The organism is Streptomyces sp. NPDC002889, assembly GCF_042888425.1.
In the GTDB taxonomy this organism is placed as follows: domain Bacteria; phylum Actinomycetota; class Actinomycetes; order Streptomycetales; family Streptomycetaceae; genus Streptomyces.
The window spans coordinates 1-22,846 of sequence record NZ_JBIAPT010000042.1; the positions used below are offsets into that span (position 1 = coordinate 1).

The window sequence follows — 22,846 nt, forward strand, 5'->3', positions numbered from 1 at the left end:
GACGGACGAACTCCCACTCGGCATCCGACAGTTCATGGCGACGTATCACCCGACCATGATCCACCACGCAAGATCATTTGACGACAGACCCTAGGCCGCTCCTCGTAGAGCGCCTTGCAGCAGATGTCCGCCCCGGAACAGCGCCTGGATACAGTCGCGCAGGGGGCCGGAGCCACTGGCATTGGCTCCGGCCCCCTGCTGTCCGCGGGGTCGGTGCCGCCCTTGCGGTCCAAGTGCACGGGTGGGAGCTGAGCGTCCGGTCCGGCTATCTGCCGCACGGCATGCTGGGTTCCCCGGAGGCGCTGCGGCGAGCGGCGGACGCTGGCGGGAATGACCTGGGCTATTGGACGGCCAAGTAGTCAGTCATGCCCCGCGCGCCCGCTGCCCACGCTCTGCTCGTCGGACGTCGCTTATGACCGTGGGCGATTGAGCCTTTCTGGTGGGGTTTGGTCGTTGGGCGGTGGGATCACGGCGTGGCGCTGAGAGGCTGCGGCGGGGCATGTATGGGTTTCTTGGCCAAAGTTGCACGAGAGTTCTGCTGGCTGTGGTGGGGCAGGGGGAACATGGACATGATGATGCGTGGTGTGTGTTTTCTTCCGGTGCCGGGAGGGGGATTGATGAGGGGCTTACTCGCGGGGAGTGCAACGGTGGCGGCGGTAGTCGCTGGGGGTGGCCTGGCGGCGCGCGCCGTTGCTGCAAGGATCCAACGCCTGCCGGATCCCGTCTCCCACGAGCGGCTCTCGCGGGAGCCCGAGGGTGAGGAGGTGTCCGTTCCTCGCCCTGACGGGACGGTGCTGCGCGTGATTGTTGCGGGGCAGGGCCCGCCGGTGGTGCTCGCCCATGGGTACGGTGTGTCGCTGCTGGAGTGGAACCTCGTCGCCGAGGCCCTTCTGGAGCAGGGGCGCCGTGTCATCGTCTTCGACCAGCGTGGTCATGAAGGTTCCACGCTCGGCCACGGCGGCGCCGGCTCCCAAACCATGGCCGGGGACTATGCAGCCGTTCTGGAGCACTTTGACGTGCAGGATGGAGTGCTGGTCGGGCACTCGATGGGCGGATTCGTTGCGATCCGCGCGCTGCTGGATCATCCCCGTCTCGCTCGACGCCTGCGCGGCCTGGTGCTGTTCGCGACCTGGGCGGGGCGGATCTACGACGGCGCGCCGCAGAACCGGTTGCAGATACCCCTGCTGGAGAGCGGTCTCCTCCAGCGTTGGGCCCGTACCCGTACCGGCGGTGTGCTGTTTGGGGCCGCCCAGTCCGGAAAACGACCATCACCAGCCATGATCGCCGTCTTTCGTGAGCTGTTCCTCCGCCAGGACCACCGCTCGCTCCTGCCGATCCTGCGCGCCTTCGCCCGTGAGGACCGCTATCCGCGCCTGGCCGAGATCACGGTGCCGAGCGTCGTGATGGTCGGCTCGGCCGACCGCACCACCCCGCCGAGCCACTCCCGGCGCCTCGCCGCCGGAATTCCAGGCGCACGACTGATCACCGTGCCCGATGCCGGCCACATGCTCAACTGGGAAGGGTGTGACGCTTTGGTCGAGGCCGTGACATCTTTCCTGCCTGCATCACCCCATGACGCTGCGCCACGGGAGGCATGAGCTGGCAGCGTGATGCTGACGGCGGGGGTACGCGCATCGACGGGGCGAGTAGGTGACGGCTCATCATGCGGTGTCCCGAGGCCGGGTCGGAGGTCAGTTCTCGCCGTCGTGCTCGACGAGCGACCGTACGTCGGTGTTGGCCCCGCACAGCACGACGGCGACCTTCTCACCGTTGCCAGGAAGGTAGTTGCGGCTCGTCCCGGCGAGCCGGATGGGCAGATCCCGGTCGGCAACGTGGTGCGGCTTGGCGGTAAGGGCAGCCAGCGCCGTGGACGCCCCGTGCTCCACGGCAACCCGGCGGTGGTCCCACAGCACCTGTCGGGCTCGGACGATCTCGGCATCCGGCACCAGGACCGAGTACACGCCGTCCTGCTGGGCGGCGTGCAGGGCCATCTGCGAGGTGCGGCGGGCGCCGAGGGAGTCCGCGGCGACCGAGTCCACCGTGACGTCGACCAGGCGGCCGGCCTCGATGGCGGCGTTCAGCGCGCGGCAGTTTTCCGGCTCCACGGCGACGATACGGATGCCATGGTGCTGGGCGGCGGCAGCCACCCCGGCGAACAGGCCGCCGCCGCCGACCGCGACCACCACCGTGTCCAGGCCGGGGATCTGGGTCCGGATCTCCTCCAGCAGGGTGCCGGCACCGGCGGCGACCAGCGGATTGTCGTAGGCGTGCGAGGCGAGCGCGCCGGTCGCGCTCGCGAAGTCCTCGCACGCGGCCAGCGCTTCGGCGTACTCCACGCCGACCAGGCGGACATCGGCGCCGTACGAGTGGAGCTTGGCGACCTTCACCGCCGGGGCGGTGGACGGCAGGAATACCGTCGCAGTGACGCCCTGCTGCTGGGCGGCCCACGCGCACGCCAGGCCCGCGTTACCGCCGGAGGCGATGGTCACCCCGGCATCGGGCAGAGTTTTGGCGTCGCGGTGCGCCTGGATGAAGTTCTGGGCGCCGCGGGCCTTGAAGGAGCCGGTGTGCTGCATGTACTCCAGCGCCAGCCAGACCTGGCACGACTCGGTTTCGCGATCGTCCAAAGGGTCACGGCGGGCGGTTCGGATCGTGCCGGGGTCGACGGCGGTGAGGGCGACGGGGCGGATGCGTCCGGCGATGCGGTCGGTGGCGGCCTTGATGTCGCCGTACGTGAGCTGGTGCACGGGTTGCTCCTGGTGAGAGGGGTCACGACCAGGCGATGAGCTGGCCGGTGGTGGTCAGGGCGAGGAAGAACGCGAAGGCGATCCGTCGCCCGCCGGGGTTGGGTTCGACGGAGTGGAAGTTCTCCGGATTGAACAGCAGCGCGTCGCCTAGCCCTGGGGCGAGGCTGACCCGCTGGCAGTGCTCGACGGTCTCGGGCCGGTAGCCGTACGCCTCGCGGTACTGCTCGTCGGCCGGCTCCCAGCGGTTGACGCCACACGCTGGTCGCCCCGCCCGCGTCCGGGACGCGGACCCACACGTTGAACGCCAGCTGTGCGACGACCTCCTGATCGAACGGACCGGAGGGGAACTCCCGGTTGATCGAGTCGTAGTGGACCAGCGCTCCGGCGTTGATCTCACGCAGGGTTCCGCCGAAGACCGCCCGTCCGCCGATGGTGGCCGGGGCGACGGCAGCGCCCCAGGCGGAGCCGAGCCGGGCCAGCGAGACGGCGATCGGGTCGGGGCGCATTGCGGCCCGGGCTGCCTCGGCATCGTTCCAGTACCGATCGGCTTCCAGGGAACCGTCTTGGTCGCGATAGTCGTTCAGGGCCGGGCCGAACCGGACGATCGGGGTCGGCACCCGGGCGGGGTCGTAGTCGGCGGTGGGCAGCCGGTCCAGCGCGGTGAGCGCGCTCGCGCAGTCGGCCCGTCGAGGAGGCCGGGGACGCGGACGGCGGCGAGGGCGCCGGCTGCGAGGTTGGCCAGGTGGCGGTCGGTGAATCCGGCCCGGGGCGTCCGCGGCGGTGAAGAGGGGGTCGAGCGCCGTGCGGGGCATGCCGCCTCCGAGTCAGGAGAGTTGAGCCTACCGTGACGATACGCTGTACCGTACGCTGGCTCACATGCCTAGGCAATCCGCTTCTCTCGACCTCGCGACTCTCGAACGCATTGCCGAAACCGCCCTGCTGATTGTGGATCAGGAAGGCTCCGCAGCCCTGAGCTTTCGGACCCTGGCCGCCCGGCTCGGCATAGCCCACGCGACCATCCAGCGCCGCTGCACCGATCTGGCAGGCCTGCTCGACCTGTGTGCCGACCGCCTCGCCTCCGACCTCCCGGACATCGAGCCCGGCGCCGACTGGGCCACGGCCACCGAGACCCGTTTCCGAAGCCTGTACGAGCTGTTGACGGCCCATCCGGGCCTCATCGCCCTGCGCGGCGGCCGTCCGTGGCTGGGCCCGCAGCTACTGAAACGCATGGTGGAGCCGCAGCTCGCCGACAGCCTCGCGGCCGGAATGACCCCGCAGGAGGCGATCACCGCCTACCGGCGGATGTACCTGCTCACGCTCGGCAGCGCGAGCTTCGTGGACCACCGCGACCCGAAGGCCGCCCAGGCCGCCACTCGTACCGCGTTGGCCACGCTCGACCCCGAGGAGTTCCCCGTGCTGACCGGTCACCTCGCCGCCATCCTGCCCGCCGTGGTCGACCACGAGGTCTACCACGGGGCGCTCCGCCAGCTCATCCACGCTGCCGAACCCGCGCGGGCCAGCCAGCAGTAGAGGCCATCAGGTGACCACAACCCCTCGCCATCGGACGATGCACTCGGATGGCCGTCCCTTTCAGGAGGGTTGGCGTCCTTGAGCACATCTCAGTGGTCCCGCTGGCGTCGCCGTGAGAACCTCGCCGTGATGGGCACTCACAATGAAGCCAGGGTGGGCGAGCTACTGCACCGGCGCGGATGGCGGACGGCATTCACCGCCAGGCGGCGGTAGCCGATGAGGGCGCGGCTATGCCGACGAAGGCGAGGAAGTGCTCGGCTTTGCGCTCGTAGCGGCGGTGCAGGCGTCGACCCCCGGCGAGCCAGGGCGGGTGGTGGGGTGGGAGTGCCCCTCTTGCGGAGCCATCGGCGCAGGTGGTCGTAGTCGTAGCCCTTGTCGGCGTGGATTTTGGCGGGGCCTCGGCGGCGCGGGCCGCGCCGGGAGCGGATGGACGGGATCCCGCGCACGAGCGGTTTCAGGGCCGAGGCTTTATGAGTGTTGGCGCCGGAGATGCCCAGTGACAGGGGCAGTCCGTCCCGGTCGGTGGTCAGGTGGATTTTCGATCCCGGCTTGCCACGGTCGGTCGGATTCGGTCCCGTCAGTGGCCCGCTTTTGCCGCCCAAACCCTACGGAGTCGATCGCGCACCGCGACCAGTCCAGCTCCCCTCGGGCTCCGAGTTCGTCGAGGTTGACCCGGTGGAGTAACCGGCACGCCGTCGGCCCCGCCCCTCACCGCCGTTGGCGTCACCACCCGCCGGACAGCTGGGCGCGTACAGCACGCCCAACACTCGTGAGGAAAGCCGGCCCGGTGAGTGCCAGGAGGCACTTCAGCACACTGTCCCGGACGACGCTGCCTGGGTGCGTACAGTTCGCGCCGAGCACGCGGTCCGAGTGTGAGGGCCCCAAAGAGTGCTGGCCGGGTGGGCCCACTGCACGAACGGCGCCTGATCCAGCGTCGATCACCACTTGTCGGCGGCGTACGGCCGCAGCCATAGGGCGGTCTGCAGCGTCACCGACTTGAACCATGCCTGGTACATGCGCTCCACAGTGGCCTCATCGTGGCGCTTTTTCGCCAGGAAAGGTCGGATCGTGGCGGTGATCGGGTAGATGAAGGCCACCATGTAGCGCAGGGGGACGTAAGGTACGGAGGCGGCTTGGTCGGTCTGGTTCTTCTTCTCCTCGGTGTGACGTAGTCCGATTTCATGCGCGTAGGAGAGCCACTCCTCGTCGTGCGGACGTCGACAGGTGTCCAGGATCCACTTCCCGAATCGCCCGCGTACACGTGCCAGATATTCGTCCAGGACGACGCCTTCCGAGGTCGCGAAGTAGGCGACAAGGTGCGGATGCGAGGCCACAAACCCGTACCAGACGTCCAGGACATCCTCGACCTGGTCCTCCAACACCTCCCCCGCCGTGCGCAAAGCCGCCGCGTCATCGGGGGTGAACAGAACACTCGCCTCCAGCTTGGCCAGCTCATCTCTCGAAACCGGACTGGGCGAAGTCGAGCCGTAGGCGTAACCGGCCGGGGGCTTCGTGCTCATACGGAATCGCCTCTCATTCCTGTCGTCATCCCATTGAAAGCGACATCCGCCAAGAAGCGCGGAACAGTCCATCGCAGCGTGTCGGACAGAGCGTTGCAGGAGGTCAGCACTTGGGTGATGCGCGACCTACTGTCCACCCTCGGCATACGCTGGACATAGCTGCCTCTCGGCGTTCGGCGTGATCATCGCGGCTGTCAGGTAAGGGCTCCAACCACAGGCGTGCTTCCCCACTCGCAGGCGCACGCCCCTGGGAGGCGGAAAGACCGGGCTCAGAATGGAGGTTCGTCCCAGTAGCCCTGGCGCGGTGTTTTGCCGAGGCCCACGGCAGTTGCTGGATCCGTTCCGGTGTCAGTGTGGCGGCCCGGGAGTGTTGTTTGCCGATCCACATTCCGAGCTTGATGACGCGTTATTCCTGGCCCTCGCCGTCGTCAGTGTTGACGGTGATCGTCTCGACGTGGGCACCTGCAGGTCCCCTCGCGCTGGTAGAACTGGGTGGCGGCGGTGAGGTTGATCGCCCACTTGTCGGCCTGCGTACGGCGCGGCTTCGGCTTCTCGTCCTCGACCGCGGGCTCGATCCCGAGGACCTGCTCCAGCATCCACTGCTGCACGGTGGTGAGCTCGAAGCCGAGGCGGCGTGCCGCCTTCCTCCAGGTGCAGGCGGGTGAGGTGGAAGGCGCGCTGCCACTACATGTGGCGCTGCTTGCTGCCCCGCTACCTGCGGCACGAAACTGCGGGATCTGATGCGCGACGTTCGAGAGCAGCTGTGCGATGGCCATGCTCAGCACGCACACCGCCGCGGCCCGGCGGGTCGAGCGGGCGGTCACATGGTGACGATGTCCTCTGGGTGTCTCCTCGAAGAGCGCGGTGATCACTCTCGCCACTTGATGGAGCAGCCCATGCTCGGCCGGTGGGGTTCAGGAACCGGTTCACCGGCCAGGACGTGAGTGATCGCGGCGTCCAGCAGTTCACCGGTGACCGGCTTGCCGCTTCCCGGAGTGGACTCGTCCATCGCTCCCCGGTAGGCCAATCGGCGCTGGGTGTCGTAGAGGAAGAAGTCCGGAGTGCAGGCGGCCTGGTAAGCCCGGGCGACGGTCTGGTCGGCATCCACCAGGTACGGGAAGGCCCAGCCCGCCCGCCCGGCCTGCTCAGCCAGGCGTTCGGGCCGGTCGTCCGGATAGGCTTCGGCATCATTGGAGCAGAGGCCCACCACCGCCAGGTTCGGGTACCGGGCGAGCAGCCTGCCGAGCCCCGCCTCGACATGGCGCACGTAGGGACAGTGGTTGCACAAAAATGCGACCAACAGCCCAGGAGCGGTGGCAAAGTCGTCACGGCGGACAGTTCGGCCGACCAGATCAGGGAGCGCGAAGTCCGGCGCGGGCGTACCCAGGGGCATCATCTGTGACAAGACAGCCATACTTCCATGCTACAAACCTCGCACCACATATCCGAGTCGGCTCACCCTGGACCCGCGCGACTCGCCAGGTGTTGGCCCCCCGCTGGCCGCGGGCCGGCACCTTCCGGGGCCGTGGAGCAGAGGTACTCGGTGACCACCCATCCGAACACAGGCACACCGGATCAAGCCGGCGCATTACGTCCTGGCTGCTCGTTAGGCCGCGTATCGAGTCGTGATCATCGGGTGGTCCTGGTGAGGTCTTTGATCCAGATCATCGAGGCGTGCAGGTGGAGACTGGCGAGGTAGCTGTCGGGAGTCTTGTCGTATCGGGTGTCTCACCGTCCCAGTTCCGGCCTCCTGGTACGTCACGCTCTGGGGCGGGTGAGGCACGTGGAGCCGAGATGAGCCGACCGGTGCACTGATGTCCGGGCGGGGACTCATGGGACATGGCCCGGCACCCGGCTCAGGTTCCGGGGAGGATACGGCGCGTTTCGTAGGCCCACATCGCGATCTCGACCCGGTTGCGGGCGCCGAGTTTGGCCATCAGGCTGGCCAGATGCGTCTTCACCGTGCTGAGGCTGATGTGCAGTGCATCGGCGATCTCGGTGTTGGTCAGCCCGCGGGCGACGGCGAGGAGCACCTGCTCCTCGCGGGCGGTGACGGGTGAGACCGGCTGGGCTGCGGGCCGGCCGGCGGGCAGGTCCGCGAATGCCTGGAGCAGGCGGACGGTGACGCTGGGCGCGATGAGCGCCTCACCGTCGGACGCCGACCGTACGGCCTGCGCCAGAAGGTCCGGTCCCGTGTCCTTGAGGAGGAATCCGCGGGCGCCGGCACGCAGTGAGCCGTAGACGTACTCGTCGAGGTCGAACGTGGTGATGACGACCACGGCCAGCGGGTCGGCGACGCCCGGGCCGGCGACCAGCCGGGTGGCCTCGAGCCCGTCGAGTACGGGCATGCGGATGTCGAACAGGCAGACGTCGGGGCGTAGTTCGCGGGCCAGACGTACCGCTTCCCGCCCGTCGGCGGCCTCGCCGACCACCTCGATGCCGGGCTGGGCGTTCAGCATGATCCGCAACCCGGTGCGGATGATCGTCTGGTCGTCAGCGACGAGGATGCGAATGGACACCGCTCTCGCTCCTCGCTCTCGGCAGTTCGGCTTCGACATGCCAGCCCCGGTCGGTACCCGGGCCGGCTCGTAGTGTGCCGCCGAGCAGGGTCGCGCGCTCGCGCAGTCCGGTAAGTCCGTATCCGTCGCGACCCCGGCCGGTGCGCCGGCCGTTGTCGCGCACGCTCACCCGTACCGTGTCCCGTTCCGCGGCGACCCGAACGACGAGCTCGGTCGCGTCGACCGCATGGCGCAGCGCGTTGGTCACCGACTCCTGCACGATCCGGTAGACGGCCGCGTCCACGGCCGGGGGCAGCGCGTCCAGTTCGCCGTCGAGCCCCAGGTCGACCCTGAGGCGACCACCCGGGGTGCGCACCAGGCGCTCCAGATCCGCGACTCCGGCAGGGGGCGCCAGCTCGGCGCCGACCCCGCGGTCGCGCAGCGCGGCGACCATGGCGCGCATTTCCTCCAGCGTGCGCGCCCCTTCCTCCTCGACCCCCTCCAGCGCCTCGACGGCGGCGGACGGGTCGGTGCCCGCGAGCACCCGGCCCGCCTGGGCGATGATCACCATGGCCGACACGTGGTGGGCCACCGTGTCGTGCAGTTCCCGGGCGAGCTGCTCGCGCTCGCGGGAGCGCACCTGCTCCAACTGCCGCTCGCGAGCGGTCACCCGGAACCGCACGGCAGCCCCGACCACGCCGGGCAGCAGCAGGAAGACGAAGCCCACGACATTTTCGACGACCGGGGTCTCGTCCGTGACGGAACACAGCGCGCCGGCCGCGAGGATCACCGCGCCGCCCAGCACGATCTCGCGCCCCGATCCCCACCGGGGCAGCGCGTACACCAGCACGAGCACGACCGCGCCGGTGTACAGGCCGACGGGCTCGCGCGGTGCGGCGACCAGCGAGGCCACCTGAAGCAGGATCACCGAGCCGAACGCCAGCGTCACCATCGCCAGCGGGCGGGTCCGGCGCCACAGGGGCAGCAGGCACAGCCATACGGCGAACACCACCGCCACCGGCCGCCACACGACGTTCTCGCGCAGGGTGGCCTCCAGCGCCACACCGGCAAGGCCCGCGGCGAGCAGCGCCCAGTCCCGCCGCACCCGGGCGGGCGCGTCGGGCGGCCGGGGTTCGGTCCACAGGGTTCGCAGGTCGTCTCGGAGCACGGTTCTCAGCCTAGGGACCGCGGCGTGCCGCGCATCAGCCGAAAGGACGGGTCGTCACTCCGCCCCGGGGCCGACGGATCCGCGGCCCGCGGGCCGATGCCGCGGAGCGCCGTGGCGACGAGCCTCGGCATCGGCGGCCGTACAAGGACGGCCGACGAGGTGGTTGGAGGACCCGATGCTCTCGAAAGCCCTGTTGCGCCTGGGCGCAAGCGCCGCCCGCCATCCCTGGCGGGTGATCGCGGCATGGCTGATCGCCGCCACGCTCGCCGTCCTCGCCGCGATCGCCATCGGCGGGCGGACCGCGGACTCGATGACCGCTCCGGGGCTGGACTCCCAACGGGCCGCGCAACTGATCGAGCGGGCCGGCACCGGCCAGGAGGGGATGACCGCCCAAGTGGTCGTCACCCCCCTCGACGGCGGTGCGACGTTCTTCGACGACGGCGCGCGCACCGCTCTCACGCGGCTGCAGACCGAGGTGAAGCGGCTGCCGCACGTGCTCGGCACGAGCGACCCGGCGGGGGCACTCGACGCAGGCGGGGGAAAGGCCGTGCGCGGCGGCCTCGTCTCGGCCGACGGGCGGATCGCGGTCGTCCGGGTGCAGTACCCCGACCAGAGCCGGCTGTCGACCGAAGACCTCGACGCCCTCGTCGATCTCGGCGACCGGCTGCGCGCCGAACTGCCCCTGCGCATCGAGATGGGCGGGAACCTCTTCTACGCCTTCTCCGACCCCGACGGCGGCGCGAGCGAGCTGATCGGCCTCCTCGCCGCGGCCGCGATCCTGTTCCTGGCGTTCGGTTCGCTCGTCGCCGCCGCGCTGCCGATCGGCATGGCGGTCTTCGGGCTGACCGTCGGGGTCGCCACGATGACGGTACTGGCGGGGGTGACAGAGGTCCCCACCTTCGCACCGGTCCTGGGCAGCATGGTCGGGCTCGGAGTGGGCATCGACTACGCGCTGTTCGTGCTCGCCAGGCACCGGGAGTACCTCGCGCGCGGGCTCGATCCCCGCGAGGCGGCGGGGCGAGCGGTGGCCACGGCGGGGAGGCCCGTGGTCTTCGCCGGCGGCACCGTCGTCGTATCGATCCTCGGCCTGGCGGTCGCGAACGTACCGTTCATGACGGTGGGCGGGCTCGCCGTCTCGATCGTCGTTCTGACCATGGTGGTCGCGTCGGTGACGCTGCTGCCGGCCTTCCTCGGCGCCGCCGGCCCACGCCTGGCCCGGGCCGGCCGGATCGGCCGGGCTCTGCAGACCAGGAAGCTGGGCCGACTCGCACGGCGGCGGGACCCGGCGGCAGGCGCCGCCCACGCCGCCGGGTGGCGTCGCTGGATCGGGCACGTCAGCCAGCACCCGGTGCCGTACGCGGTCGGCGCGGCGGGGCTGCTGCTGACCGCGACGCTGCCCGTGCTCGGCCTGCGCGTCGGCCTGCCCGACGACGGCTCACTGCCCCACAGCCGTACCGAGCGCCGGGCCTACGACCTCGTCGCCGAGGGGTTCGGCCCGGGCACCAACGGTCCCCTCGTCATCGCCGCGGACCCCACCGGTGATCCGGGAGTGCTGGACCGACTCGTCGCAACGGTCGCGGCGGATCCGGGCATCGCATCCGTCGCGCCGACGCACATCGATCGGGCCACCGGCATCGCGACCCTCGTGGTGTTCCCGACCACCAGCCCTCAGGACAAGGCCACGGCCGACACCATCGCCCGGCTGCGCACCGACGTGCTGCCCACGGCGATCGGGCACGGCCCGGCCAGGGCCCACGTCGGCGGCGCCGCCGCGAGCCTGTCCGATGTGGGCCAACGCACCAGCCAACGCCTGCCGGTGTTCGTCGCCGCCGTGCTGGCGATGTCGTTCCTGCTGCTGATGCTGGTCTTCCGCTCGATACTCGTACCGCTCAAGGCGGTACTGCTGAATCTGCTGAGCATCGGCGCGGCCTACGGCATCATGGTCGTGGTCTTCCAGTGGGGCTGGGGAGGCGCACTCATCGGGCTGGAAGCGACGGTTCCGATCGTGTCGTTCATCCCGATGTTCCTCTTCGCCATCCTGTTCGGCCTGTCGATGGACTACGAGGTGTTCCTCCTCTCCCGCGTACGCGAGGAGTACCTGCGCACCGGCGACAACGGCACGGCGATCGTTGAGGGCGTCTCGCGCACCGCCCGGATCATCACCTCGGCCGCCCTCATCATGGTGGCGGTCTTCCTGTCCTTCGCCGTCGCCGAGGACCCCTCCACCAAAATGTTCGGGCTCGGCCTGGCCACCGCGATCTTCATCGACGCCACGGTCGTACGCATGGTGCTGGTACCGGCGACCATGACACTCCTCGGCCGGACCAACTGGTGGCTGCCGAAGTGGCTGGACTGGATGCTTCCCCGCGGCCCGGTCGGCACCGACGACACCGACGCGGAATCCACGGGTGAGGCCCCGCGTCCACGGCTGGTTGACCGTTGACTCAACTCCTGCCCGCCCTTGGCGTCCGGCACCTCAGCGCGTCACCTAGGGGCATATCGAGTCGTGATCATCGGGTGGTCCTGGTGAGGTCCTTGATCCAGATCATCGAGGCGCGCAGGTGGAGACCGGCGAGGTAGCTGTCGGGAGTCTTGTCGTATCGGGTGGCGATGCCTCGCCATGCTTTGAGCTTGTTGATCAGGCGTTCGACGGTGTTCCGCTCCTTGTAGAGATCGGCGTCGTGGCTGACGGGTCGGCCACCTCTGGAGCCCTTCTTCTTCCGGTTGGCGGCCTGGTCCTTCTTCTCCGGGATGACCGCCTTGATACGGCGTTTGCGCAGGTGGGCGCGGTTTCCGCGGGACGAGTACGCCTTGTCCCCGGCGACCGCGTCCGGCCGGATGCGGGGTCGGCCGACGGGCCCGCGTACCCGTACCTTCTTCAGGACGGGGATGAACTGCGGGCTGTCCGCTGCCTGGCCTGTGGTCAGGATGAACGCCAGCGAGCGGCACTTGCGGTCGGCGGCGAGGTGGACCTTGCTGGTCTGCCCGCCTCTGGAACGTCCGAGGAGGGCGGCCTTCAGCCGGAGTTTCCGCCGACGCCGGATGCGTCGTCGTTCTTCCAGCGCGGGATCACTTTCGGTCTCTTGCCCGTTTTGCTCTTCGAGGCCGCCCTCTTTGACCTGGCCTTCTCCTCCTCGGCCGCGGCTTTCTCCAGGGCGGTGACGACGTCCTCGTCGAGGTGCATCCCGGCCGCGTCGTGGTGGGCTCGGGCGGTGGTGGAGTCGATGCTGACCAGGGACAGGTCCACCTCACCCCGCTTCGCGGCTTCCGTGATCAGGCCCTCCAGCAGGGCCTCGAAGACGCCGGCGTCACGCCACTGCCGGAAGCGGTTGTGGACGGTCGACCAGGCGCCGAACTCCGTCGGCATCTCCCGCCACTGCCCGCCCGTCTTGAACCGCCAGATCACGCCCTCGAACTGCTGCCGCAGTCGCTCGGGGTACGGGCCGTACTCGCCGATCGGCAGGTACGGCTCGATGAACTCCCAATCCGGATCGGTCAGTTGCACTCGCGTCACGTAAGACCGTCTATCGGACCGGACCGTGCCACGAAGGCACATCCCGCAAATTGATCACGACTCGATACGCGCCCTAGTCCACATCTGGAGAGGCCACGGTGGGTTCAGCCAGACGACCCGGTACGGAGATCGCTGTTGACTGCATAAGCCTGGGACTCCAGGTCCGTCTCGCTCGCCGCCTGCGCCTGGTGCTGTTCGCGACCTGGGCGCGCTGGATCTACGACGGCGCGCCGCAGAACCGGTTGCAGATACCCCTGGTGGAGAGCGGGTACCTCCAGCGTTGTCCGTACCGGCGGTGTGCTGTTCGGGGCAGCCCGTTCGGGAAAACGACCGTCACCAGCCATGATCGCTGTCTTTCGTGAGCTGTTCCTCCGCCAGGACCACCGCGCCCACCTGCCGATCCTGCCCGCCTTCGCCCGTGAGGACCGCCATCCGCGCCTGGCAGAGATCACGGTACCGAGCGTCGCGATGGTCGGCTCGGCCGACCGCACCACCCCGCCGAGCCATTCCCGGCGCCTCGCCGCCGGATTCCAGGCGCACGACTGATCACCGTGCTTCACACCCGGAAGCAGACCGCGCACCCGAACGCGGCCCCGCCCGACTGACCTTGGCGTCCTGGTGGCAGAGGCCGAGCCAGGTGTCGCAAGGAAGGGACGCGGGTGCGTAGGATCGCCCGGTGACGCAGAGCGCAACCCTGGCCGGGGTCTTCGATGATCTCGCCCCCAGCTACGACCACGAGCACCACGAGGAGGTCGCGCGGGCCCTGCTCGCCCTGGTCGGCCCCGGCCCGATGGACGCCGTCGCCGACGTGGCCTGCGGAGCGGGCGCCGTGGCCGTGCAACTCGCGCGGAGCCGCCCCGCCGCCGCGCCGCCCGTCCTCGCCGTCGACGTGTCGCCCGGCATGATCGAGGCGGGCCGGGCGCGTGCCGCGTCCCCGGTGCGGAGCGCGGCGATCGACTGGCGCCTCGCGGACGCCGTGCCGCTGCCGGTCGCCGAGCACTCCCTCGACGTCGTCCTCTGCGCCTCCTCGCTGCACTTTCTGGGCGGCCGGGCGGTGGCCGACTGGCGGCGCGCGCTGCGCCCGGGCGGACGGGTGGGGTTCACGCTCCCGCTGGCCACGCACTTCCGGCCGTCCGAACGCTTCTCCGCGCTCCTCGCTGCGGACGTCCCGCTCCCGGGCAACGCCGAGGAGGCCGGCGCCTGGGCCACCGCGAGCGGCTTCACCGACGCCGTTTCCCGCGTCCACGTCCTCGGCACCCGCCGCGTGGTGGTGACCTCGGCCGTCACACCCGGCGGCCGCTGAACCCGTGCGCCCGTCCCGGGCGCCGGTCGTCGGCGCCCGGCCTACGGCGCGGCCCCCGGCTCCGGTCCGGCGGCTCCAGGTAGCCGGCCCGGTCCGCGTTCCAGGACCGGCGCAGTGGGTCCCGCACCGCGCGGACGCACCACCCGACCGGAGTCAGCACGCCGAAGTACAGCGCGGCCAGGCCCAGTCCGCCCAGGCGCTCAGTCCATCGGGATCGCGGCACGCCAGTCCCCCTCCTCCCGCCACACGGGCTGGTCCCGCTTGTCCAGCAGGAAGTCGCCCAGCACCAGCAGGTCTATCCGGGTGCGCATGAAGCAGGCGTACGCCTCCCCGGGGTCGCGGACGATCGGCTCGCCGCGCACGTTGAAGGAGGTGTTCACCAGCACCGGGCAGCCCGTCCGGTCCCGGAACGCGGTCAGCAGCGCGTGGAAGCGAGCGTTGCGCTCGGCGGTGACAGTCTGCACCCGGGCCGACCCGTCCACGTGCGTCACCGCCGGGATCGTCGAGCGCGGCACCCGCAGCAGGTCCAAGCCTGCCAGTCCCTCCGCCTCCGGTCCGCACGCCCGGCGCCGTGCCGCCGCGACCCGCGCGGTCAGCAGCATGTACGGGCTCTCCCCGGCGAGGTCGAACCAGTCCTTGGCGTCCTCGGCGAGCACTGCCGGGGCGAAGGGCCGGAAGGACTCCCGGAACTTGGTCTTCAAGTTGAGCGTGGACTGCGTACCGGGATCGCGCGGATCGGCCAGGATCGACCGGTTGCCCAGCGCGCGCGGACCGAACTCCATGCGCCCCTGGAACCAGCCCACCACCTTCCCCTCTGCCAGCTCGGCGGCCACCCGCCCGACCAGCTCCGGCTCCGGCAGGCGTACGGCGGGGTAGCCACCCCGGTCCAGGAACTCCGCGACCTCCCCGGCGCCGTACCCGGGCCCGAGCAGTGCGCCCGCCATCGCGTCCGTGCCCCGCCGCACATGGGTGCGCGGCGCACCCCGGCCGTGCGACTCCGCCAGGGCCGCGCCCAGCGCGCCGCCGGCGTCCCCGGCGGCCGGCTGCACCCACAGCTCGTCGCAGATGCCCTCGTCCACGAGCCGTCCGTTGGCCACGCAGTTCAGCGCGACACCGCCGGCCAGGCACAACCGCCGCTCGCCCGTGCGCTCCAGCACCGTGCGGGCCAGCCGCAGCACCACCTGCTCGGTCACCGCCTGGACCGAGGCGGCGAGATCGAACTCCCGCTCCGTGAGCGGTCCTTCGGGGGTGCGTCGCGGGCCGCCGAACAGCTCCTCGAAGGCCCGGCCGGTCATTGTCCTGCCGTACTGGAAGGCGAAGTGGCGCAGGTCGAGGCGGAACGATCCGTCCGCCTTGACGTCGATCAGCCGCTCCCGGATGAGGGGCGCCCAGCGCGGCGTGCCGTACGGGGCCAGGCCCATCAGCTTGTACTCGCCCGAGTCGACCTTGAAGCCGCAGAAGTGGGTGAACGCCGAGTACAGCATGCCCAGCGAGTGCGGGAATCGCAGCTCGGCGAGCGGGACCAGTTCGGTGCCCCGGCCGTGCCACAGCGTCGTCGTCGCCCACTCGCCGACGCCGTCGACGCACAGCACCGCCGCCGACGGGTACGGGCTGGGCAGGAACGCGGATGCGGCGTGCGAGGCGTGGTGCCGGTGCGCCACCACCGGCGGCAGCGGCCGTCCGCCGGACAGCGCGCGTAGCCGCGCGCGCACGTCGTCCAGGGCGTGCCGCTTCCAGCCGGCCCACTGCGGGAAGGCACGGCGGAAGACGGGGAAGCCGTGCGGCACCGTCGCCAGCCACGTGGCCATCACCCGGCGGAACTTCAGCGCCGGGTCCTCGTAGAACGCCACGGCCGCCAGCTCGTCCAGGCGCAGACCCGCCTCCCGCAGGCAGTAGGCGACGGCCTGGGCCGGGAAGCCGGCGTCGTGACGGCGCCTGCTGAACCGCTCCTCCTGGGCGGCGGCCACCGGAACGCCCTCGGACACCAGGGCCGCCGCGCTGTCGTGGTAGTAGGCGGAGATTCCCAGTACCGGACCGTCCCGGCACGCGCCGCCGGTCCACCCTCCGCCGGTCCGCGTCCCCATGTCAGAACAACGGGTAGACGGACGCGTCGCCTTCCGGCTGCCGGCGCAACCGGGACGCCGGCCGGGGCGGTTCGGCGGGCCGGTCCGCCGCAGGCGCGGCCGGGGACTCGACCGGGTCCGGGGCGTCGGCGGGCCGCTCGATTCGGCTCCGGGCGCGCAGCCAGGACGCGAGGCGGCGGGGCGCCGGGGCCCGGCCGGCTCCGCGCTCCTCGCCGTCGCCGGGCCCGGGCCCCCTCACGCCAGGTCCAGACGGTCCGCCAGCTGCCGGGCCACCAGGTCGTAGCCCAGGTCCGTGCAGTGCACCCGGTCGATGAACAGCCAGCTCTCCGGCGCGGCGGCCTCGCCCAGCGCCACGTTCATGTCCAGGAACGGCACGTCCAGCGCGGCGCATCCGACGGCGAGCCGCTCCGCGTAGGAGCGGCCGGCCGCCATCGTGGAGATGTCGTTGTGGAACCGGCGGAAGTTGGACACCTCGTCCAGTTCCTCGAAGAGCAGTTTCTCGCGCGGCAGTGGCTCCTCGCGCACCCATGGCGCGAGCGGCTGCAGGACGAACGTCAGTCGCGCCCCGAGCCCGTCCGCGAGCAGCTTCCAGCCGCGGAGGTGGCGCAGGGTCAGGTCCGTCGCGTGCGCGACCCGCCGGTCCGGCGGGGGCACGACGTCCGGGGCGGGACCGCAGTCGAAGAACGCGCCGTGGCGGCCCTGCTTCTCCTCGGGCAGCCTGCTCAGCACCAGGTTGTTCACCCCCGACAGCAGCACGATGTCCTCGACGGGCGGCAGTTCGTGCTGGAACAGGGTGAACAGCAGCAGCTCCTGGACCGAGTTGTGGCTCTGGCCGGCGAAGTTCAGCCACGGCAGCCGGGGCGCGTGCGCGTTCCACAGGCGCGCGCCGATGGTGGCGGCGTCCCCGGTGGCGCCCACGCCGAACACGGCGGAACTGCCCGCCAGCACCCGCGCGGGGCCCTCGGGCCGGTCGTCGCCGACCGTGGCCCGCTGCCCGCCGGGGCCGGGCGTGACCCGGAAGCCGTGCCGGTCGGTGGTGTAGACGGGCGTCTTCTCACCGCCGTACTGGAAGTACCCCAGATAGGGCTGGTCCTCCAGGACGAAGGTGTAGTGCTCCATGTGCGGCGTGTACTCGGCGCGGGGTGACGTCATCGCTGCGGTGCTCCCGTCGGTGTGCGCGGTGGAGGGCGGGCTGCGGGGCACCGGTCAGGGCGCCGGGGCCGGGGGCGGCGGCGCGGGCAGGGAGCCGGGCCGGTCCTCGCGGATCAGGTCGGCGTTGACAGCCATGGCCGCCAGTCCGCCGCTGGACGCGGCCATCGCCGCCTGGTGCATGTTGCGTCCCAGGTCGCCCGCCACGTACAGGCGGGGGATGCTGGTGCGGCCCCGGTCGTCGGTCTGCACCGACTCCAGGTCCGGGACGTCGACCCAGGGGTGCAGGGGCTCCACCCGGGGCTCCATGTCGAGGTGCAGGAACAGCGCGCCGTAGCTCGCGCCGCCGCCGTCCTCGAACTCGACCCGCACGCCCTCGGGGTGCGGCTTCAGCCCCGCCACCTTCTCCGCGCGGACCGGCACCCCGGCCGCGATGAGCCGGTCCCGCTCGTCTTCGGGCAGCTCCCGCCGGTCGGAGAGGTAGGTGATGTTGTCGGACCACACCGTGAGGGTCGACGCCAGACACTCGCTGGGCACCGCACCGCCGTACACGGCGATGGTCCGCTCGCGGATCTCCCAGGCGTGGCAGTACGGGCACTCGAACACGGTCTTCCCCCACAGGTCCGCGATCCCCGGCACCGGTGGCAGGAGGGAGCGCACGCCCGCCGCGTACAGCAGGCTGCGGGCGCGGAAGGTGCCCGACTCCTTGGTGGCGACCACCACGTGGTCGCCCTGGCCGGCCGCGGACACCACCTCGTCGTCGCGGAACGACACGTCGTACTCGGCGAGCTGGGCGCGGGAGCGGGCCCGGAAGTCGGCGATGCTCGCGCCGTCGTTGGTGAGCACGTTGTGCATGACCCCCGCCGCCATGTTGCGGGCGTCGCCGGAGTCGATGAGTAGTACCCGGCGGCGCGAACGGCCCAGGTACAGCGCCCCGTTCAGGCCGGCCGGGCCGCCCCCGACGATCACCGTGTCGTAGAGCTGCGTGTCCAATGGTCACCCCTTGTCGGGAAGGTCGGTGTGCGGATCGGGATGTGGATGCGGGGGCGCGTCCTCGGGCCCGGCCGGGGAGTTGGGCAGGGGGGCGAGCAGCAGCAGGGCGCCCGCGGCCAGGACGGTGCCGCAGACGACGAACACCGCCGGGACGGACAGGACTTCGGCGAGCAGCCCGCCGAGGAGCGCGCCGAGCGGCATGGTGCCCCAGGCGCACAGCCGGGACACGCTCATCACCCGGCCCTGGAGGTTCTCCGGCGTCAGCCGCTGGCGCAGCGACATCACCGGGATGTTCCAGCCCATCATGAAGACGCCGTTCCCGGCCAGCGCCAGTCCGGCGAGCACGGGGTCCGGCGCCGTTCCCAGCAGGACGTACGCGGCCCCGGACGCCACCAGGGACCAGCGGGCCAGCCGTACGGTGGGCAGCCGGTCGGCTGCCCGGGGCGCCAGCCAGCTGCCCCCGACGGCGCCCAGCGACCCGGCGGCCAGCAGCAGTCCGTACCCGGTGCCACTCAGCCCCAGCGTGCGGTCGCTGAGCAGGACCAGCATCGAGAAGGTCGCCGAGAAGACCAGTCCGTACAGGGCGCTTGCGGCCAGCGTGAGCCGCAGGGTGCGGTGGCGCAGGACGAAGCCGACGCCCTCCCGGATGTCCTCGAGCACACCGCCGCGCCCTCTTCCGCGCGCCCCTGCGGAGCGTGCCCCGCCCGGCTCCGGTGCGCGCCCGGTCCGGGCGAGCGGGGCGAGACCCAGCAGGAGCAGCGCGGCCAGCGCGTACAGCGCCCCGCCCGCGGCCAGCGCCGCCGCGGCCGTCAGCCCCGCGAGGAGACCCGCCACGGGCGGTCCGGCCGTCTCGTTGAGCACGATCTGCGCCGCCGACAGACGCCCGTTGGCCCGCTCCAGGTGCCGCTCGTCGACCAGGCGCGGCAGCATCGCGGGGGCGGCGGTGTCGGCCAGCGTCTCGGCGATGCCCAGCACGAACGCCAGCGCGTACAGCAGGCCCAGCGGCCGGTCCTGCGCGAGCACGAAGGCCGCTCCGGCCAGCGCCGCCGCCCGGACCGCGTTGCTGCCGAGCACGATGCGCCGCCGGTCCGCCCGGTCCACCAGGACGCCCGCCGGGAGCGCGAAGAGCAGCCACGGCAGCATGTTCACGGCGGTCAGGCCCGCGACCGCCGCCGGATCGGGGTGGTGCGCGACGACCAGCAGCGGCAGCAGCGTCCGCGTGATGCCGTCGCCCGCGTTGGAGGCCGCTGCCGAGGCCCACAGCCAGCGGAACGGACGGCCCAGGTCCGCCCGCCCCGCCGCGCGGGTCCCCGGTGACGCAGTGCTAGCCAACGACGCTCCCTTCGTGCCACCCGCGCAGTCCCAGCAGCCGCTCGCCCAGCTCCGTCAGCCGCGCCTGCCCGTACAGCTCGGCCTCCTCCTTGCGTGCCCCGCCCTCCGGCGGGTGCGGCGGGACGCGGTCCCGCCAGAACCGCACCCGGGCCTCGCGCAGTTCGGCGTTCTCCTCCCAGGCGGGCGCCATGGTCAGGTACTGCGCCATGCGCACCCGCCGCTCGGAGACGTTCGGGTGCACGCCGTGCGGCAGCAGGCTGTTGAAGATGATCAGGTCGCCGGGCGCCACCTCCGGGGTAGTGATCGAGTAGCCGGTGATGTCCGGTGTGAACGGGTCCCGTTCGGCGGGCTGCCGGCTCACCCACTTCTCCCACTCGGCGAAGATCTCCGGCACGCACTGGAAGCCGCCGATCTCCTCGTCGCCCGCCGTCAGCGAGAGCACCGCCTGACAGCTCACCGGCAGCGGGTCGGTGGAGGTGTCCACATCCCAGTGGACGAACCCGCCGAAGGCCCGCTCGCCCCGGTTGGGCGGGTTGACGTTGGCGAAGTCGATGGTCACCCACAGCTCGTCCAGGTCCCAGATGTCGGCGAACGCCTCGTACACCCGCGGTGTCTGGCGCACGTCCCACTGGGCCTGGTGGTTGTACATCTCGACCAGTCCGCTGTGGCCGGGCAGCCGGTCGTTGCCGGTGTGCGGCGAGATCCAGGTCGAGGGGTCGTCGGGGCGCATGTCGAGGAAGGAGTGCAGGCCGTCCGCGAGCGCGGCGACCGTCTCGGGCGCCACCGCCTGACGGACGATCACATAGCCTTGCTCGGTCCACTGGGCCCAGTCGGCGGGGGACAGGACGTGCAGCGGCTGTGTCTTGCGGATGTCGCGCAGTTGCGTGGCGGGCACGTGCACTCTCCAGGGGAACGACGCCTGTACAGGATCGGGTGGGCGGGCCCGGACCGGCACCGCCGTTTTCGGCCGATTGCCGCCCGCTGGGGGCGGGCGCGGATCACTCGACGATCAGGCGGCGCCCGGGCAGCACCACGGCGTCCAGTTCCGTCTCCGCCAGCAGCTCCAGGGCCTGGTCGAGGTGGTTGAGGATGGGCATGCCGCCACTGTTGGCACTGGTGTTGATGAGGACGGGCAGCCCGGTGCGGTCGCCGACCGCGTGGCACAGTCGGTGCAGCAGGGGGTGGGTGTCCGGCTGTACGGTCTGCAGGCGGGCCGTGCCGTCGATGTGCCGCGCCTCGGCGAGCCGGTGGGACTCCTCGGGCCGCACCCGCACCGCGAACAGCATGCTTTCGGTGTGGTCCAGGGGGCCGGTGAAGTAGCGGTCCGCGACCTCCTCCGGGCAGATCGGCGCGACCGGCCGGAACCATTCGCGCCCCTTGATGGTCTGGGACACGTGCCGGCGGGCGCCGTTCCAGTGCGCCGACACCAGCAGCGAGCGGTGTCCGAGCGCCCTCGGCCCCGTCTCCATGCCGCCGTCCAGCCAGGCCAGGCAGCGCCGCTCGGCCAGCAGGCCCGCGACCGCCCGCACCAGCTCGTCGTCGTCGGCGAGTCCGCGCGCCGACAGCCCGAGGGCGCCCAGCCGCGCGGCCAGGCCGCCGCCCGGCTCCGCACCCGCTCCGCGCTCGGACGCGGCCCCGGACACGCGGGCCGGCGACAGCCCCTCCGGCGGCGGCTCGTCCAGCTCCTCCAACGGCGGCCCGGCGTACGCCAGCCGCGCCCACCCCGAGCGGCCCGCCAGGGGCGGGCGGTCGGACGGCTCCGCGACGGCCAGGGCCGCGCCCAGCGCGATGCCCGAGTCGTCGCAGCAGGTCGGGATGGACACCCGGGTGAACTGCCCGGACTCGGCGAGGCAGCTGTTCACGGTGATGTTGAGCGCGCAGCCGCCCGCGTAGCAGAGCGTGGAGTAACTCGGGAAGCGCCGACTGATGCCGGTCGCCAGCCGGGTGAGGTCCCGCTCCACGGCGGACTGCAGGGTGGCGGCGAGATCCCGGCAGACCCGCTCGTCGGGCGAGGTCCCCACCACGGTCGTACGGCCGTCCGGGGTGCGGATCTCGTCGGGGAACACGGACCCGAAGGAGTGCACCACGTCGTCGTCCGAGGAGTCGGCCAGGCCCACGTCCAGATAGCCGCCGCTGACCGGGTCGTACTCCCACCAGGTGTCGGCGTAGCGCAGCGCCGACCCGGTCAGCCGGTCCTCGTCCAGCTGCTCGTACAGGTCGGGCGAGGCGCGCCGGGTGGACTGCGGGACCAGCATGGCGCGCAGCACCGGCAGCAGCGAGCGGTCGCTCTCGCCGGTCGCCGCCAGGCCGAGCAGCTTGCCGGTGTCGAACTGGCTGCCGTGCACCCGCCGGGCCAGCGCCTCGTAAACCAGGCCGAAGCGCGGGCCGCCGCGGTTGGTGAACGACATCACCGGGGTGAGCTGGTCGCCGTCGCCGAGGCAGACCATGCCGCACTCGGCGTAGTTGCCGGTCCCGTCGAGGGCCAGCACGAGGGCCTTGCGGGCGCCGGAGGTGTAGTACGCGAGCGCGGCGTGCGCGTAGTGGTGGCGTACAGCGACGAGCGTGATGTCCCCGAGCCCCTCGGCGAGCGGCCAGTCCACCGGCTTGATCACCCGGGTCACCGCGTCGACGAGCCCGATCCCGCCCCTGGCCGTCCATCGCGCGTCCTCGTTGACCAGCTCGACCAGCGCCGGCGGCAGGACCCGGCACACCGGGGTGTACCAGTCGGCCACCGCGACCCGGGTCACCGGGCTCGCCGCCCGCTCCCGCAGCTCCGCCAGCCAGCCGGCCACTGCCTGCGGGAAGCGGCCGTTGCCCCCGCACACGTGGCGCAGCCGCAGCCGGCGTTCCGCCTCGATGATCCGGTAGCCGTCCGCGTCGGTAAGGGCGGCGCCCGCGTCGTGGCCGAAGTGCATACCGATCGTTGCCATGGAACCAGTCACCCTTCCTCAGCCGGCTGCAGGTGGACCCGTGGACCGGCGGCCCGACGTGCGCGGGACGCCGGGGAC

20 protein-coding genes and 2 pseudogenes are annotated in these 22,846 nt (G+C 71.5%); 5 read left to right on the forward strand and 17 right to left on the reverse strand.

Features of this window, described 5'->3' with window-relative positions:
• Positions 1 to 791: 791 nt before the first annotated feature.
• Entirely contained in the window at positions 792 to 1,598 is an 807-nt protein-coding gene (locus ACFYWI_RS36665) for an alpha/beta fold hydrolase (protein ID WP_389240204.1), read from the forward strand.
• 93 nt (positions 1,599 to 1,691) lie between these two features.
• Here ACFYWI_RS36665 and ACFYWI_RS36670 read toward each other — a convergent pair whose 3' ends face one another.
• Both ACFYWI_RS36670 and ACFYWI_RS36675 read right to left on the reverse strand, forming a co-directional pair.
• Positions 1,692 to 2,747, reverse strand: a complete 1,056-nt coding sequence (locus ACFYWI_RS36670) for a threonine/serine dehydratase (RefSeq protein ID WP_389240206.1) — start codon at positions 2,745 to 2,747, stop codon at positions 1,692 to 1,694.
• A gap of 22 nt (positions 2,748 to 2,769) precedes the next feature.
• Positions 2,770 to 3,144, reverse strand: a complete 375-nt coding sequence (locus tag ACFYWI_RS36675; protein WP_389240208.1) for a hypothetical protein — start codon at positions 3,142 to 3,144, stop codon at positions 2,770 to 2,772.
• A 479-nt stretch (positions 3,145 to 3,623) separates the two neighbouring features.
• On the opposite strand from ACFYWI_RS36675, the gene ACFYWI_RS36680 reads away from it, so the two are divergent.
• The gene (locus ACFYWI_RS36680) at positions 3,624 to 4,277 is read left to right on the forward strand and encodes a TetR/AcrR family transcriptional regulator (RefSeq protein ID WP_389240212.1); all 654 of its coding nucleotides are present in this window, start codon (positions 3,624 to 3,626) and stop codon (positions 4,275 to 4,277) included.
• A gap of 193 nt (positions 4,278 to 4,470) precedes the next feature.
• On the opposite strand, the pseudogene ACFYWI_RS36685 reads toward ACFYWI_RS36680, so the two are convergent.
• From ACFYWI_RS36685 to ACFYWI_RS36710, 6 genes and pseudogenes are all read right to left on the reverse strand, one after another.
• Positions 4,471 to 4,958 (reverse strand): annotated as a pseudogene (locus ACFYWI_RS36685) (transposase); the annotation flags it as partial.
• Between the two features lie 257 nt (positions 4,959 to 5,215).
• Entirely contained in the window at positions 5,216 to 5,797 is a 582-nt protein-coding gene (locus ACFYWI_RS36690) for a protoglobin domain-containing protein (protein ID WP_389240214.1), read from the reverse strand.
• A 428-nt stretch (positions 5,798 to 6,225) separates the two neighbouring features.
• Positions 6,226 to 6,621, reverse strand: coding sequence for a hypothetical protein (locus tag ACFYWI_RS36695; RefSeq protein ID WP_389240216.1), 396 nt, complete (start codon positions 6,619 to 6,621; stop codon positions 6,226 to 6,228).
• A 44-nt stretch (positions 6,622 to 6,665) separates the two neighbouring features.
• Positions 6,666 to 7,211, reverse strand: coding sequence for a thioredoxin family protein (locus ACFYWI_RS36700; protein WP_389240218.1), 546 nt, complete (start codon positions 7,209 to 7,211; stop codon positions 6,666 to 6,668).
• A 442-nt stretch (positions 7,212 to 7,653) separates the two neighbouring features.
• Complete coding sequence (locus tag ACFYWI_RS36705; protein ID WP_389240221.1) at positions 7,654 to 8,316, reverse strand: response regulator; 663 nt, start codon at positions 8,314 to 8,316, stop codon at positions 7,654 to 7,656.
• On the reverse strand, positions 8,291 to 9,463 hold the full coding sequence (locus ACFYWI_RS36710) for a sensor histidine kinase (protein ID WP_389240223.1): 1,173 nt from the start codon (positions 9,461 to 9,463) through the stop codon (positions 8,291 to 8,293). Before ACFYWI_RS36710 ends, ACFYWI_RS36705 begins: the two co-directional genes overlap by 26 nt.
• 175 nt (positions 9,464 to 9,638) lie before the next feature.
• Between ACFYWI_RS36710 and ACFYWI_RS36715 the strand changes: the two genes are divergently transcribed.
• Entirely contained in the window at positions 9,639 to 11,906 is a 2,268-nt protein-coding gene (locus tag ACFYWI_RS36715) for an MMPL family transporter (protein ID WP_389240225.1), read from the forward strand.
• Positions 11,907 to 11,973: 67 nt separating this feature from the next.
• On the opposite strand, the pseudogene ACFYWI_RS36720 reads toward ACFYWI_RS36715, so the two are convergent.
• A pseudogene (locus ACFYWI_RS36720) lies at positions 11,974 to 12,977 on the reverse strand (IS5 family transposase).
• A 342-nt stretch (positions 12,978 to 13,319) separates the two neighbouring features.
• On the opposite strand from ACFYWI_RS36720, the gene ACFYWI_RS36725 reads away from it, so the two are divergent.
• Complete coding sequence (locus ACFYWI_RS36725) at positions 13,320 to 13,523, forward strand: alpha/beta fold hydrolase (RefSeq protein ID WP_389240227.1); 204 nt, start codon at positions 13,320 to 13,322, stop codon at positions 13,521 to 13,523.
• Between the two features lie 130 nt (positions 13,524 to 13,653).
• Positions 13,654 to 14,280, forward strand: coding sequence for a class I SAM-dependent methyltransferase (locus ACFYWI_RS36730; RefSeq protein WP_389240229.1), 627 nt, complete (start codon positions 13,654 to 13,656; stop codon positions 14,278 to 14,280).
• Here the strand turns inward: ACFYWI_RS36730 and ACFYWI_RS36735 are convergent.
• The 8 genes from ACFYWI_RS36735 to ACFYWI_RS36770 all read right to left on the reverse strand — a co-directional run bounded on the left by ACFYWI_RS36735 (position 14,261) and on the right by ACFYWI_RS36770 (position 22,768).
• Entirely contained in the window at positions 14,261 to 14,503 is a 243-nt protein-coding gene (locus ACFYWI_RS36735; RefSeq protein ID WP_389240231.1) for a hypothetical protein, read from the reverse strand. The two genes, ACFYWI_RS36730 and ACFYWI_RS36735, sit on opposite strands and share 20 nt — an antisense overlap.
• Positions 14,481 to 16,364 (reverse strand): carbamoyltransferase, encoded by a 1,884-nt coding sequence (locus tag ACFYWI_RS36740; RefSeq protein ID WP_389240233.1) that lies wholly within the window; start codon positions 16,362 to 16,364, stop codon positions 14,481 to 14,483. The genes ACFYWI_RS36735 and ACFYWI_RS36740 overlap by 23 nt, the downstream gene beginning before the upstream one ends.
• A 1-nt stretch (position 16,365) precedes the next feature.
• Entirely contained in the window at positions 16,366 to 16,602 is a 237-nt protein-coding gene (locus ACFYWI_RS36745; protein WP_389240235.1) for a hypothetical protein, read from the reverse strand.
• On the reverse strand, positions 16,599 to 17,516 hold the full coding sequence (locus tag ACFYWI_RS36750; protein ID WP_389240237.1) for an Inducer of phenazine A: 918 nt from the start codon (positions 17,514 to 17,516) through the stop codon (positions 16,599 to 16,601). Before ACFYWI_RS36750 ends, ACFYWI_RS36745 begins: the two co-directional genes overlap by 4 nt.
• Before the next feature lie 54 nt (positions 17,517 to 17,570).
• Positions 17,571 to 18,506: an NAD(P)/FAD-dependent oxidoreductase gene (locus tag ACFYWI_RS36755; protein ID WP_389240239.1), complete on the reverse strand. Its 936-nt coding sequence runs from the start codon at positions 18,504 to 18,506 to the stop codon at positions 17,571 to 17,573.
• A 3-nt stretch (positions 18,507 to 18,509) separates the two neighbouring features.
• Positions 18,510 to 19,838 carry an MFS transporter gene (locus ACFYWI_RS36760; protein WP_389240241.1) on the reverse strand — a complete coding sequence of 443 codons (1,329 nt, stop codon included), beginning with the start codon at positions 19,836 to 19,838 and terminating at the stop codon, positions 18,510 to 18,512.
• Positions 19,831 to 20,733, reverse strand: coding sequence for a phytanoyl-CoA dioxygenase family protein (locus tag ACFYWI_RS36765; RefSeq protein WP_389240243.1), 903 nt, complete (start codon positions 20,731 to 20,733; stop codon positions 19,831 to 19,833). The genes ACFYWI_RS36760 and ACFYWI_RS36765 overlap by 8 nt, the downstream gene beginning before the upstream one ends.
• 103 nt (positions 20,734 to 20,836) lie before the next feature.
• Positions 20,837 to 22,768: a carbamoyltransferase C-terminal domain-containing protein gene (locus ACFYWI_RS36770; protein WP_389240245.1), complete on the reverse strand. Its 1,932-nt coding sequence runs from the start codon at positions 22,766 to 22,768 to the stop codon at positions 20,837 to 20,839.
• Between the last annotated feature and the right edge of the window lie 78 nt (positions 22,769 to 22,846).

What these genes read in the sequence shown, in the direction of transcription:
- ACFYWI_RS36680 (WP_389240212.1), top strand. Translation starts at nt 3,624, where the DNA reads ATGCCTAGGCAATCCGCTTCTCTCGACCTCGCGACTCTCGAACGCATT.
- ACFYWI_RS36690 (WP_389240214.1), bottom strand. Translation starts at nt 5,797, where the DNA reads ATGAGCACGAAGCCCCCGGCCGGTTACGCCTACGGCTCGACTTCGCCC.
- ACFYWI_RS36700 (WP_389240218.1), bottom strand. Translation starts at nt 7,211, where the DNA reads ATGGCTGTCTTGTCACAGATGATGCCCCTGGGTACGCCCGCGCCGGAC.
- ACFYWI_RS36715 (WP_389240225.1), top strand. Translation starts at nt 9,639, where the DNA reads ATGCTCTCGAAAGCCCTGTTGCGCCTGGGCGCAAGCGCCGCCCGCCAT.
- ACFYWI_RS36725 (WP_389240227.1), top strand. Translation starts at nt 13,320, where the DNA reads ATGATCGCTGTCTTTCGTGAGCTGTTCCTCCGCCAGGACCACCGCGCC.
- ACFYWI_RS36740 (WP_389240233.1), bottom strand. Translation starts at nt 16,364, where the DNA reads ATGGGGACGCGGACCGGCGGAGGGTGGACCGGCGGCGCGTGCCGGGAC.
- ACFYWI_RS36750 (WP_389240237.1), bottom strand. Translation starts at nt 17,516, where the DNA reads ATGACGTCACCCCGCGCCGAGTACACGCCGCACATGGAGCACTACACC.
- ACFYWI_RS36770 (WP_389240245.1), bottom strand. Translation starts at nt 22,768, where the DNA reads ATGGCAACGATCGGTATGCACTTCGGCCACGACGCGGGCGCCGCCCTT.